9 protein-coding genes are annotated in these 12,927 nt (G+C 63.1%); 1 reads left to right on the top strand and 8 read right to left on the bottom strand.

What is annotated here, in order from left to right; all coding sequences use genetic code 11:
* Positions 1–40: 40 nt before the first annotated feature.
* From ACFPO9_RS25705 to ACFPO9_RS25720, 4 genes are all read right to left on the bottom strand, one after another.
* Entirely contained in the window at positions 41–1,246 is a 1,206-nt protein-coding gene (locus ACFPO9_RS25705) for a GNAT family N-acetyltransferase (protein WP_379776818.1), read from the bottom strand.
* 256 nt (positions 1,247–1,502) lie between these two features.
* A complete protein-coding gene (locus ACFPO9_RS25710) occupies positions 1,503–1,706 on the bottom strand; it encodes a SlyX family protein (RefSeq protein WP_379776820.1) in 204 nt (67 codons plus the stop codon).
* Positions 1,707–1,799: 93 nt separating this feature from the next.
* The gene (locus tag ACFPO9_RS25715; RefSeq protein ID WP_379776823.1) at positions 1,800–3,968 is read right to left on the bottom strand and encodes a DUF4214 domain-containing protein; all 2,169 of its coding nucleotides are present in this window, start codon (positions 3,966–3,968) and stop codon (positions 1,800–1,802) included.
* 192 nt (positions 3,969–4,160) lie between these two features.
* Positions 4,161–6,218 carry a UvrD-helicase domain-containing protein gene (locus ACFPO9_RS25720; RefSeq protein ID WP_379776826.1) on the bottom strand — a complete coding sequence of 686 codons (2,058 nt, stop codon included), beginning with the start codon at positions 6,216–6,218 and terminating at the stop codon, positions 4,161–4,163.
* A gap of 179 nt (positions 6,219–6,397) precedes the next feature.
* On the opposite strand from ACFPO9_RS25720, the gene ACFPO9_RS25725 reads away from it, so the two are divergent.
* The gene (locus ACFPO9_RS25725) at positions 6,398–6,883 is read left to right on the top strand and encodes an SRPBCC family protein (protein WP_379776829.1); all 486 of its coding nucleotides are present in this window, start codon (positions 6,398–6,400) and stop codon (positions 6,881–6,883) included.
* An 81-nt stretch (positions 6,884–6,964) separates the two neighbouring features.
* Here ACFPO9_RS25725 and ACFPO9_RS25730 read toward each other — a convergent pair whose 3' ends face one another.
* The 4 genes from ACFPO9_RS25730 to hemE form a co-directional block, all read right to left on the bottom strand.
* Complete coding sequence (locus tag ACFPO9_RS25730; RefSeq protein ID WP_379776832.1) at positions 6,965–8,401, bottom strand: dihydrolipoyl dehydrogenase; 1,437 nt, start codon at positions 8,399–8,401, stop codon at positions 6,965–6,967.
* A gap of 52 nt (positions 8,402–8,453) precedes the next feature.
* The gene (locus tag ACFPO9_RS25735) at positions 8,454–9,224 is read right to left on the bottom strand and encodes a hypothetical protein (RefSeq protein WP_379776836.1); all 771 of its coding nucleotides are present in this window, start codon (positions 9,222–9,224) and stop codon (positions 8,454–8,456) included.
* A 3-nt stretch (positions 9,225–9,227) separates the two neighbouring features.
* The gene (locus tag ACFPO9_RS25740) at positions 9,228–11,234 is read right to left on the bottom strand and encodes a primosomal protein N' (protein ID WP_379776839.1); all 2,007 of its coding nucleotides are present in this window, start codon (positions 11,232–11,234) and stop codon (positions 9,228–9,230) included.
* Between the two features lie 550 nt (positions 11,235–11,784).
* A complete protein-coding gene (gene hemE, locus ACFPO9_RS25745; RefSeq protein ID WP_379776841.1) occupies positions 11,785–12,864 on the bottom strand; it encodes a uroporphyrinogen decarboxylase in 1,080 nt (359 codons plus the stop codon).
* Positions 12,865–12,927: the final 63 nt, after the last annotated feature.

A 12,927-nucleotide genomic window follows, 5' to 3' on the forward strand; every position in this document is an offset into this window, starting at 1 on the left:
CCCGGCCAACGACGCCGCAGGATGCACTCCGGTTCGCGGCCTAGGCGGCCGCCCGCCTGCGCTCTTTCAGCCACCTGCGGAAGCCCTTGACGCGGCCAATCAGGGCTTCGTTCATCCGGTCCTGGGCGCCATGCAGGCTGAACAGCAGATCGGCCATGCCATGCCGCCGGCACAGCAGCAGCTTGCCGCGCCGCTGCAGCACGTGGGTGGAACGGAATTCCTGGTTCGGGGTGCCGTAGCCGAAATCGGCATGGATGAAATTGCCATGTGCAATCGTGTCCTGCAGAGCCAGGTGGACGACGCTGGTGCCGATCGACAGGCTCATGTATTCCTGCTTGCAGAAGATATTGTGCACGTGCCACACCTCGTTTGAGCGGGTGCCCAGTACCAGCGCCACCACCTGCTCGCCGCAGCGCAGCACGTAGGCGTGCAGCAGCCCGTGGCGGGCCAGGCTTTCGAGCTTTGCCTGGGTCACCTGGACGGCAAGTTCCGCATCGCTCAGCAGGCTGCGCATGGCGTCCGCCAGGGCCGGCACCTGGTCCGGGTGTTCGACCCGCACCAACTGGACTTCACCTGCTTCCTTGGCCAGCAGGCGCACCTGGCGCGACAGGTTGTAGCGCTTCTTGGCGCTGAGCTTTTGCAGGTAGGTGTCGACGTCCGCAGGTAGCGGCACGGTATGGCAGTCGCGCCAGCCGTGCATGATGTGGCTGGACAGCCCTTTGTGAGCGGTGCTGCCTTCCAGCTCTTCGGGCATGGCCTGCATCAGCAGGGCGCGGCAATCGGGATGGCGCTGCAGCAGGTTCTTCAGGACGAATCCTGGCAGCCCGTCCTCGCCTGCGTCGAGCAGCAACACGCTGCCGAGCACCTGATAAACCGGGACGGCGCGCTCGAACAGGGTCAGCGGGCCGAGGCGGACACCGCTCTTGTGCATCGCTTTGCGTCCCGGGATCACGCCCACGATTCTGGCATCGCTGCGGCGGCGCACGAGATGCAGTTCGCAGGCTGCCTCGCCGGGCCTGGCGGTGTCCAGCATGTACTTGAAGAAGGCCGGCAGCTGGTACAGCTTTTCCGGACTGCGGCCCGCTTCCAGCAGCTGGCGCCATGCCGCCTGGACATCGGAGCGGTCGTGGTCCTGGGTGGCGTCGAAAAATTCGAAGCGCTGCGCCGCCTCGGCGCGCCGCTGTGCAGGCAAGGTGGGCGGCATCGTCCACAAGGGCGTGTTCGATATCTTTTTAGTAGTTTGCACAGATGCTTTCACGTCGACCTCGCCGGACCAGTTGACCGTCCAAATTGACGGATCTGATTGTATTTACACCGTCTGGCGATAGTAGCGGCAGCTAGCTCTACAGTACAGGGGTTTCCTATTGAATTTGGTAACTAAAAACATTTATGGCGCATCTACTTGCCGTATATAAAACGAAATATAGGATTGAAACGCCAAATAATGCATATCGGATAATTCAGCACATAAACACTGTTGCGCGATAGCTACAAAGATTGCCTCAATAGTGAGGCGGCTTTTCGTTGACCGGTCCCTGGCCGGCATCGCGCAGGATGCGGATATGCCCGGCCAGCTTGGCAACCATGGCTTCAAGCTGGTCGATGCGGCGGCCCTGCTCATAAATGGTCTGGTTCAGCGACTCGACCAGATTTTCCTGGTGCGCCACCTTGATTTCGATATCGATGAAACGGTCTTCGTCGCTCACGGCAGTTCCTGAAATGAAAAGAGCCGCATTATGACAGCGGCTCGTATAAGGCGCCGGCCCAGGCAGGACCGGCATGTGGATCCAATAGCGCGCTCAGGCTTGGTGCCAGGGCACGAAATCGATGCCGAGCTTGAAGGTGCCGACTACGTTTGCCTGGTTTTCCAGGCTATCGCTGAAGTCGATCAACATTTGGGTGCGCACTGCGTCCTTGTCCGGGTTGCTGTTGTGCGTCAGCGTATCCATCCAGTACTGAAAGCCAGCCGCATCGGGATCGCGGTGCAGCACGTTGTTGTACAGCTTGTTGATGAAGGTCGAATCGCTGGGATTGACGCCGTACAAGGTATCGAACTCAGGCTGATTCATGAATTCGCTCGCCACTTGGGTCAACGGCGCACCGCCTTCCATGCGCCACATCCAGTAACCCATACCGGCGGGCTCTGCAGCACGCCCCAGGATGGCGGTGTACAAACGGAAAATCTGGCCCGCGGTGCCATCGATGTCGAGGGCCACCCAGGCGTCGTCGAATTGCACGCGCTCTACGTTGATCAGCGAGTCATGGCCGTTGGCGCCACTCTTGTCGGTGACACCGAAGCCCCAGGCTTCCTGGGCGACCGTGAAATTGCTGCGGGGACCCGCGTAGATAACGGTATCCAGTCCTGCGCCGCCATCTACCGCGTTGTTGGCAGCGCCAGGCTTCAGGGTGTCGTTGGCGTCGGTGCCGGTGATATTTGCCGAGCTGTTGACCGCGAAGGTCGAGCGGCTCGCGGCGCTGGCGCCATTATCTGCCTGGTCGATCGAGACGATGCTGACCGTGTAATTGCCGTTAGGAAGAGGCGAGGTTTCGATTTGCCAATTGCCATCGGGGCCGACCGTCGTGCGCGCGATCGTCTGCAGGTCACCGCTACGCACCAGTTCGATCGTGCTGCCTATTTCGCCAGTACCGCCGAATGTGGCTTGGTTCCCGCTTGCGCTCATCGTTGGCGGGAAATATGTCGGCGTCTTCGGCGCCGTAGCGTCCACCTTGAAACTCATGATATCGCTGGCTACCGATACATTGCCTGCAGCATCGGTCGCAGTAGCGAAGACCGCGTAGTTGTCGCCATTCGCAAGGGCATTCAGCTTCAGCGTGTACAGGCCGTTAGCGTCAGCCGTGGCGGTTCCCATCAACTGATTGTTGCTGGTTGCGAACACCTTGATGATCGCGCCAGCCTCGGTCTTGCCGGTCACGAGCGGCGTGCTGCCGGTCGCGTAGCCGTTCACGTTCTTGGTCACCACCATGCTTGGTTTGTCCGGCGCCGTGGTATCAACGCCGATATCGGCACGGGCGACGCTCATGTCCGTAAATTGCAGCACTTCGACCGAGCGCAGCGTATCGACGCCGTCGAAGCCGTCGAGGCTCGTCACCGTCAGGTCGCCGTTCGCGAGCGCGCTGAACGTGTAATTGCTGCGAACGCCGCGGAACACGGCGGTATCGAATCCATTTCCTCCATCAATCATATCATTGCCTCCATCGCCTTCAAGCTTGTCATTGGCGGCCGTGCCCGTAAGGATGTCTGCGCCGCTGGTGCCCGTGATATACCGGGCTCCGGTGATTGAATTGATGCCCAATGCGCCACCAAGTCCGTCGCCGCCGTAGAGCCAGTTGAGCGCGGCGATGTCGTACTGGCTGTAAACCGCGTGGGCGTTGCCCGCGTCGTTGTACGACATCAGGGTATTGTTGGTGTTGTCCTGCAACAGCGGCAAGTGAATGCTGTCGTCGAAGGGATGCTTCAGGCCGAGCGCATGGCCCAGCTCGTGCAACAGGGTTTCGTAACCGTAGGTTCCCGGCGTCAGGTTGCGGTTCTGCGCGAACCACTCCACATTGTCGAGATAGATGTAGGCATCGGCGTCGTAGCTGACCAGCTGGGTTCCCGAATAGCTGTAGCTGCTGTGCCAGCTGCACAGGCCGGTAACGTTGGAACCTTGCAGGTTGACGTTACACAGGTGAATCTGGGCGTCGGCACCGTTGACGGTTTCCGTGAACTGGATCCCGGTCAGAGTCGAAATGTAGGCGAGCGCGCTGCGCGTTGCCGCCTGCTGGGCAGACGTGAACGCTTCCTGTCCTCCTTGCCCCGCCTCGTTATCGGACGTGATCGAGAACGTGTAATACAGCGTGTTGCCCGCCGGCGTCAGGAAATTCCAGTCCGGACCGCTATCGAGCAGCGCGTCGATATGGTTCAGCCCGGAAGTCGGGGTGGTGGTGATGTCGGATACAGTTGCCATGCCATTAAATCTATGTTGATTGTGACAAAATCACTTCAGGAAAGTATTTCCTGCTCAACACTTGAAGTCAAATAAGATTTCAATCGTGCGCACCCCTTGCCACTTGTCCAAGGCTTCTACGCAACGAAAGATATTGAACGATTACTGACGCCAAAACCATATTAACGTCGAGTAAATGTTCCTATCTTGAAATCATGGCTTCGGCGTTGCCAACAAGGCCTTCAGATTGGCCAGGCGGGCTTTCGGGCTCAGCACCTCATCTTCCTTGGGCGGCGCATCGCCGACGTCGAGCGCCATTTCCTTGATGAAGCGGGATGGATCGCAATGCTGCAGCTCGCCGGCACGTTTGCGTTTCTTGCACCAGGTAATGTGCAAGGTACGTTGGGCGCGGGTAATGCCGACGTACATCAGGCGCCGTTCTTCCTGGATACGGGCGGCGATCTTTTCCACCGGATCGTCGACGTCGCCCTTGTGCGGCAGGATGCCTTCCTCGACGCCCACCAGATAAACGTGCGGATACTCCAGGCCCTTGGAAGCGTGCAGGGTCGACATGCGCACCGCGTCCTGCTCCTCGTCCTGGCCTTCCAGCATGGACATCAGCGCCACCATCTGGGTCAGCTCGAGCAGGTTCTTTTCCTCGCCGTCGCGGTCGCGCCCGCCGCGGCCGCGCTCCTTCAGCCAGTTGGTGAATTCGAGCACGTTCTGCCACCGGGCCTGGGCCGCCTTGTCGTCGAAGTTCTCGTACAGGTAGTGCTCGTAATTAATCTCTTTCATCATGTCATCGAGCAGCTCGGCGGCGGCATCGCCGCTGCCGGAGGGTCCTGGACGCGTGGCGCGGTCTTCCAGCTCGTTGATCCAGTGGCAGAATTCGCGCAGCGGGATCAGCTGGCGGTCCTGCAGCTTGGCTTCGATGCCGCCCTTGAGCGCGGCCGCGAACAGCGAGCAATTCCACTGCTTCGAGAATTCGCCGAGCGCCTCGATGGTCGCCATGCCGACCCCACGCTTGGGCGTCGTGATGGCGCGGATGAAGGCCGGATCGTCGTTCTCGTTGGCAATCAGGCGCAGGTAGGCGATGACATCCTTGATTTCGGCCTTGTCGAAGAAGCTCTGGCCACCCGAAATCGTGTACGGGATGCGTTCCTTGCGCAGCGCCTGCTCGATGATGCGGGCCTGGTGGTTGCCGCGGTACAGGATCGCGAAGTCAGCCCATTTGTTCTTGCGCTGGAAGTGCTCGGACGAGATCATGATGGCGATCTGGTCCGCCTCCATCTCCTCGTTCGGCATGCTCAGTACCTTGATCGGCTCGCCCAGACCGTGCTCGGACCACAGCGCCTTCTCGAACAGCTTCGGGTTGTTGCCGATGACCGCGTTCGCGGCCTGCAGGATGCGCGTGGTCGAGCGGTAGTTCTGCTCGAGCTTGATGACCCGCAGGTCCGGGAAATCGGTCTGCAGGGTCTTGAGGTTCTCGACCGAGGCCCCGCGCCAGGCATAGATCGCCTGGTCGTCGTCGCCCACCGCCGTGAACATCGGCTTCTTGCCGAGGCCCGTCACCAGCAGCTTCACCAGCTCGTATTGGCAGGTGTTGGTGTCCTGGTACTCATCCATCAGCAGGTAGCGCAGTCGGCGCTGCCAGCGGTCGCGGATCGGCTCGTTATTGCGGAACAATTCCACCGGCAGGCGGATCAGGTCGTCGAAGTCGACCGCCTGGTAGGCCTGCAGGGTCGCCACGTAACTGCGGTAGATGCGGCCGGCATGGGCCTCGTCTTCGTCCTGCGCGTTGCGGATCGCGTCCTCGGGGTCGACCAGGCCGTTCTTCCACAGCGAAATCGAATTCTGGATGCGGCGGATCTCTTGCTTGTCCGTGGTCACCCCCAGGTCCGACACGATCGTGTAGCAGTCGTCGCTGTCCATGATCGAGAACTTGTCCTTCAGGCCGACGCCGGCCGCCTCCTGGCGCAGGATCTTGACGCCCAGCGAGTGGAAGGTCGACACCGTCAGCTGCTTGGCCTGCTTGGGCTGCTTGAGCAGCTTGGCGATCCGCTCCTGCATCTCCAGCGCGGCTTTGTTCGTGAAGGTGAGCGCGGCGATCGTGCGCGGATCGTAGCCGCGATGCTCGATCATGTAGGCGATCTTCTGGGTGATCACGCGGGTCTTGCCCGAGCCGGCGCCAGCCAGCACCAGGCAAGGGCCGTCGAGGTAGAGCACGGCTTCGCTCTGCGGACCGTTGAGGCCGAAATTCGGGGTCGACATGGGGATGTTTCCTGCAGGACTGCCTGTGAGGTGAGCTCAACAATTGAGCTCAGCATTTTAACGAAGCTGAGGCCCGCACGCTAAAATCATTTCAGGAAAAACAGATTGTGTTGCGGCTTGTCAGCACGGCATCCGCCACCATATAACCGCTTTAGTACGCCCTGAGCGAGAGAAAGAACATGAAATTTGAACACCTGATCGAGATTAACGACCCGCTCAACCCACTGGCCGACACCATGACCCGTGAGCAACTCTGGCGCGGCCTGGTGCTGCGCGCGGAAGACCCGAAGCTGTTCGTGCCCCACCTGGACGAATGCACGATCGTCGAGCTCGAGAGCGGCAGCTTCGCACGCCGCCTGCGCTACGGCGAGCTGGTGGTCGACGACGTCGTGTACCTGACCCCGCTGCAGGAAGTGCGCTATGAGGTCCCGACCCAGGGCGAGATCGCGGCGTCGAGGCTCACCATGACCATCGAGGCGCCGAGCGAAGGCGTGATGTGGGTGCGCTTCCTGTACGACGACGGCAATCCGGTCGCCACCGACGAGATGGGCAAGATGTACGAGGATTTCAAGAAATCGGCTTACCAGGAGGCCGATGTCGATACGGTCAAGATCGTGCGGCAGATGGCTGCCGAGGGCAAGCTGGACGCGAGTTTCCTGAATTGAGTTGAATACGTGGGCTCGGTGAGCCCACCCTACCGCATTCGATGAACGCAGGGTGGGCACCCCGTGCCCACGGCCCCCGTTTTACGTACCGGGCTCGACTTCGTCCGGATCGATATCGCTGCAGCCCCTGGCGATATTCGCGGCGAGGTCGCGCAGCGCGGTGCGCACCCCCTCCTCCACCACCGGGTGGTAGAAAGGCATCTCCAGCATCTGCTCGACCGTCACGCGGCACTGCACGGCCCAGGACAGCAAATGGCCGATATGCTCGGCGCGCGGGCCGATCATCTCGGCGCCCAGGAAGCGTCCGGTGCCGTACTCGCCGTACACCCTCAGCATCCCCTTGTTCTGCAACATGACTCGGCTGCGGCCTTGGTTCTCGAACGAGACCTGGCCGATCGCGAACTTCGGCTTGCCCGGCGCGCACAGCTGCTTGTAGCTGGCGCCCAGGCTGACGATGTTCGGTTCCGTGAAGGCGATCGTCAAGGGCGCGCGCCGCAGGCCCGGGCGGATGTCCGGGTAGCGGCCGGCGTTGTCGCCGGCGATCTTGCCGTGGTCGGCCGCTTCCGGCAGCACCGGGCGCTCGTTGTTGGCGTCGCCGGCGATGAACACATGGCTGGTCCCGCACTGCATGGTGCGGCTGTCGAACAGCGGCACGCCGTTGGCGCCCAGCGCCAGGCCCAGCTGCTCGATGCCGATCCCCGCCACGTTGGGCGTGCGCCCGGCCGCCTGCAGCACGTACTGGAAGCGCATGGCGCGCTCCTCGCCGTTCTGGCGGATGGTCAAAACAACCTCGTCGCCGTCCTGCACCGCGCCGACGATCTCGGACTGGAAGTGCAGGTCCAGCTCTTCCGCCATCACGCGCGCCGCGTTGCGCAGCACCACCGGGTCGGTCAGCTGGGCCACGCTGCCGCCGCGCGCGAACACGCTCACGCGCACGCCCAGGCGCGTGAGGGCCTGGCCCAGCTCCAGTCCGATCACGCCGGTGCCGATCACGGCCACCGAGCGCGGCAGGTCCTGCCAGTAAAACACCTCGTCGCTGGTGATCACGCCGGGACCGACGTCCTGCAGCTTCGGCAGCTGGGTCGGCGCCGAGCCGGTGGCGATCACGATGCGCGCGGCCTCGACCTCCGTGTGGTCGTCCACCACCAGGGTATGCGGCCCCGTAAAGCGCGCATAGCCGCGCAGCTTGTCTTGATCCGGGATGTTGTCCACGCCTTCCAGCACGAAGCCGACGAAGCGGTCGCGCTCGCGCCGCACGCGCTCCATCACGGCCACGCCGTCGACGCGTTTTTCTCCCGCGTGCACGCCGAAGGCGGGGGCGAGATCGATCATGTGCGCGGCCTCGGCGGCCGCAATGAGCAGCTTGCTGGGCATGCAGCCCACGCGCGCGCAGGTGGTGCCGTAGGGGCCGCCCTCGATCATGACGGCGCGCGCGCCCTGGGCTTTCGCGGAACGGTAGGCCACCAGGCCGGCGGTGCCGGCGCCGATGACGGCGACATCGACCTTCAGTTTCTGCATCTTCATCTCCGGTAGTTCGCGGGCATGACGATACGCTATTTTCGCGAAACGCTCACCACCAGCGCTTCCTGTCGATGTCGAACACGAGGTCGAACGCAATGTGCCATGTTGGCGAGACGCCCGGCGGCATTTGGTAGCGCGCCCCGGCCAGGCTGATGGACCGGTTCACGGCCGCGAACATGTTTTCCTGCGCCGGACCGGTGGTCTCGCTGAGGCCTTGTGTCTTGAAATGGTGGCGGCCCGGCGTCCAGGCCACTTCGACGCGTCCCATGGCTTCGCGCGAGATGCCGGACATGGGGTAGCGGGCGTCGGCGGTCATGAAGGACATGACGCCGGCCACGTAAGCACAGAACTTCACTTCCTGCGCCGGCCATGCGCGCAAGGCTTCGACGAAGCGGTCCGGATCGTCGGCCTCCGGCAGCCTGGATGTGCAGGTCCCTGCATCGAGCCGGGCGCGCCTGGCCCACCACAGCGCGGCGGCGGCATCGGGACCGTTGGCCGGATCCGCGAAGCCGGCGGCAAGACGCAAGGCGCCTTCCCGGATGCCGCCCTCGTGCGCCTGCGTATAAAAGCCCATCGCCTTGTCCCAGTTCTTGTTGACGCAAAATCCCGCCTCGAACATCGTGCCGGCCAGCAGGGCGACTTCCGGATAACCCGTCTGCAAACCGGTGTTCAAGGCCTTGACGGCGCCGGCGCAGTCGTTGGCCCTGAGGAGCTCACCGATGCCGACGACCGTCTTCTCGCCATCCGTGCGCGCCTGCGCGGCGCCCGCCAGCATCGCCAGCGCCACCACCCATCCCCATCGGTATGCAGTTTTTTTCATGGTTCAGATATCCAAAGGATCGACCTCCAGCGACCAGCGCACCCGCGACTTCATCGCCCGCAGCGCATCGACCCACACGGTCAGGAAGGCCTGCAGCGCCGGGCGCGAATTCGATTCCACCAGCAGCTGGGCGCGATCGACATTATGCACGCGCGTCATGGTCATCGGGATCGGATCGTTGAGCACCACCGCGTCGTTCGGCACCGCATCGCGCGCCTGTTCGAGAAAAGCGATGGCGGTGGCCAGTTCCGGCGCTTCGGCGCGCAGCAAGGCCTGGTACATGTAGGGCGGCAGCGCGGCCTGGTGGCGCTCCTCGAGCAGGCTGCCGGCAAAGCGGTCGTAGTCGTGCCGCATCACCGCGTTGTACAGCGGATGCTGGCAATAGCGCGACTGGATCAGCACTTCCGACTCCAGTCCGGCGCGACCGGCGCGGCCCGCCACCTGCATCAGCTGGGCGAACAGGCGCTCGCTGGCCCGGTAGTCCTGCGAGAACAGGGCGGTATCGGGATTCAGCACGCCCACCAGGGTCAGGTTCTTGAAGTCGTGGCCCTTGGCGACCATCTGCGTGCCGATCAGGATGTCGACCTCGCCGCGGTGCACGGTGTCGAACGCGGCCTGGGCGCTGCCCTTGCGGCGCGTGGAATCGGCGTCGATGCGCAGCACGCGCGCCTCCGGGAACAGCAGCTGCAGGCCCTCCTCGACGCGCTGGGTGCCGCGGCCCAGCGGCTGCAGGTCGATGTTGCCGCAGGTCGGGCAGGAATGCGGGATGCGCAGCTCCAGCGAGCAGTGGTGGCAGCGCAGCCGGTGCTCGGGACGGTGCAGGACCATGAAGGCGGTGCAGCGGGTGCAGTTGCTGATCCAGCCGCAGGCGTCGCAGGCCAGCACCGGGGAATAGCCGCGCCGGTTCAGGAACAGCAGCGACTGTTCGCCGCGCTCCATGCGGTGGCGCAGCGCCGCGATCAGGTGCGAAGTCAAACCCTCCTTCGGCTTGTCCTTCTCCATGTCCACCAGTTTTACGCGCGGCAGCACGGCGTCGCGCACGGCGCGCTCGCGCAGCTCCAGCTTGCGGTAGCGGCCCGTCTGCGCGTGGTGCCAGCTTTCCAGCGAAGGCGTGGCCGAGCCCAGCACGATGGGAATCCGGAGCTGGTGCGCGCGCCACACGGCCAGGTCGCGCGCCGAATAGCGCAGGCCTTCCTGCTGCTTGTACGAGGGGTCGTGCTCCTCGTCGATCACGATCAGCTTTAAATTCGGCAGCGAGGACAGGATCGCCAGCCGGGTGCCGAGCACGATGCGCGCGCGGCCCTGGTGCGCGGCCAGCCAGTGCAGCATGCGCTCGCCCTCCGACAGGCTGCTGTGCAGGGTCGCCAGCATCACGCCCGGGAAGCGCGCACGGATATTGCCCTCTAACTGCGGCGTCAGGTTGATTTCCGGGACCAGGATCAGGATCTGGGCGTCATCGTCGCGCGCCAGCACCTGGGCGCAGGCCTGCAGGTAGACCTCGGTCTTGCCGCTGCCGGTCACGCCGTACAGCAGCAGCGGCGTAAAACCCCGGGCCTGGCCGATGGCGTCGGCGGCCTGCTGCTGGGCCGGATTCAGCACCGGCATCGCGGCCGGGGACGGGTCGTGCGCATCCTCGAGCTTGGCCAGCTTCTTGAGCGCGCGGTCGAGCGCCACCGTGGTCGACAGGCGCAGGTTCTTGGGCAGGCCCGGCATCGCCACCTCGCCCAGCGGGCGGTGGTAATAGTCGGCGGCGAAACGCGCCAGCGCCAGCCACTTGCTCGACAAGGGCGGCAGCTGGCTGCGCACGGCCAGCGCATCCTTGAGCTTGTCCAGCGGGACATCGGTTTCCTGCTTGACGGCGACGATCACGCCGACGGCTTCGCGCCGCCCGAAATTCACCAGCGCCAGCTGCCCGACCGCGGGTTCGCTGCCGGGCTCACAGGCCCAGCGGTAATCGAACACGCTGTCGAGCGGGGTGTCGAGCGCGATTTGTAGGATGCAATACGCCAAACCGGACCTTTACGGGGAGTGCTGTGGAAAACTTTGTGGAAAATGGAAAACTTGACCGGGACAAAGGTTTACGTTAGCTCAAAGCACTTAGCAATTCCCTAAGTTCACAAAAAATTTTCTCTTTTAAATTCAGGCACTTGCTTGCACAACCTTGCTACGCCAGAAATTCGGCATCGGTGTGCCACTTCTGTGCATAACTGTGCGTTTCCGGTGAAGAACTCAAGCGCAGTGCAGCAAAAACTTGATGCAACACTTGAAGAAATCTCGTAAACCCCGGTAAACCAAGCACTTTTCTGGATTATGCACAGAAGCTGTGCATAACTTTGTGAACAATGCGCTGTCAACTCGGGCAGGCGCCGGCCTGGTAAGCTTCCCATGCCTGAGCCCTCTCTGGCGGGACAGACATAAAACCATATAAATCAATTACTTATCGAGACCCATCCAGTACTGTACATTTCCACAGGCTGGACGGGGATCGTTCACGCTTTTGTGAATAAGTGTGATTTTGGTGCGGCGCAGGCAGCTGAGCGCTGACAAGCCCCTTGTCAGCTCAGGTGCGCTGGCGGCGGGAGAACGCGTGAACCGTTTCGACCATCGCCGTCACCGACTCCGGCGGCGTGAACTGCGAGATACCGTGACCCAGGTTGAATACGTGGCCGTGGCCGCTTGAAGGGGTGCCGTAGGCCGTCAGCGCCTTCTCGACTTCCGCGGCGACCTGCGCCGGGCCGGCCATCAGCACGGCCGGGTCCAGGTTGCCCTGCAGGGCCACGCGGTTGCCGACCAGGGCGCGGGCGCGGCCCAGGTTGACGGTCCAGTCCAGGCCGAGCGCGTCGGCGCCGATGTCGGCCATTTCGTCCAGCCACAGGCCGCCGCCCTTGGTGAAGACGATCGCCGGGATGCGTACGCCATCCTTCTCGCGCTGCAACCCTGCCAGGATCTTGCGCATGTAGGCCAGCGAGAAGGCCTGGTAGGCGCCATCGGCCAGCGCGCCGCCCCAGGAGTCGAAAATCATGACGGCCTGGGCGCCGGCGTCGATCTGGGCGTTCAGGTATTGGGTCACGGCTTGCGCGGTCACGTCCAGGATGCGGTGCATCAGGTCGGGGCGCGCGTACAGCATCTTTTTGATCGTGTGGAACTCGCGCGAGCCGCCGCCTTCGACCATGTAGCAGGCCAGGGTCCAGGGGCTGCCGGAAAAGCCGATCAGCGGCACGCGGCCGTTCAGGGCGGTGCGGATCTGGGTCACGGCGTCGAACACGTACTGCAGCGAAGCCATGTCCGGCACCTGCAGTTTGGCGACGTCTTCCTCGGTGCGCACGGTGCGCTCGAATTTCGGGCCTTCGCCATCCTCGAAATACAGGCCCAGGCCCATCGCGTCCGGCACCGTCAGAATGTCCGAGAACAGGATCGACGCGTCCAGCGGATAGCGGTCGATCGGCTGCAGGGTCACTTCGGTGGCAAAGTCAGGGTTCTTGGCCAGACCCAGGAAGGAGCCGGCGCGCGCGCGGGTGGCGCGGTATTCCGGCAGGTAGCGCCCCGCCTGGCGCATCAGCCATACCGGGGTGTAGTCGGTCGGCTGGCGCAGCAGCGCACGCAGGAAGGTGTCGTTCTGAAGCGGGGCGAATTGTGGCATGGCTGGCAACCTGACAATGAACGTGAAAACGAGGGCAAACGCGTATTATCGCATCCTTCGTGC

Origin of the sequence: Massilia aerilata, from assembly GCF_042656905.1 — a bacterium.
Classification (GTDB): domain Bacteria; phylum Pseudomonadota; class Gammaproteobacteria; order Burkholderiales; family Burkholderiaceae_D; genus Telluria; species Telluria aerilata.

What these genes read in the sequence shown, in the direction of transcription:
- ACFPO9_RS25715 (WP_379776823.1), bottom strand. Translation starts at nt 3,968, where the DNA reads ATGGCAACTGTATCCGACATCACCACCACCCCGACTTCCGGGCTGAAC.
- ACFPO9_RS25720 (WP_379776826.1), bottom strand. Translation starts at nt 6,218, where the DNA reads ATGTCGACCCCGAATTTCGGCCTCAACGGTCCGCAGAGCGAAGCCGTG.
- ACFPO9_RS25725 (WP_379776829.1), top strand. Translation starts at nt 6,398, where the DNA reads ATGAAATTTGAACACCTGATCGAGATTAACGACCCGCTCAACCCACTG.
- ACFPO9_RS25730 (WP_379776832.1), bottom strand. Translation starts at nt 8,401, where the DNA reads ATGCAGAAACTGAAGGTCGATGTCGCCGTCATCGGCGCCGGCACCGCC.
- ACFPO9_RS25735 (WP_379776836.1), bottom strand. Translation starts at nt 9,224, where the DNA reads ATGAAAAAAACTGCATACCGATGGGGATGGGTGGTGGCGCTGGCGATG.
- hemE (WP_379776841.1), bottom strand. Translation starts at nt 12,864, where the DNA reads ATGCCACAATTCGCCCCGCTTCAGAACGACACCTTCCTGCGTGCGCTG.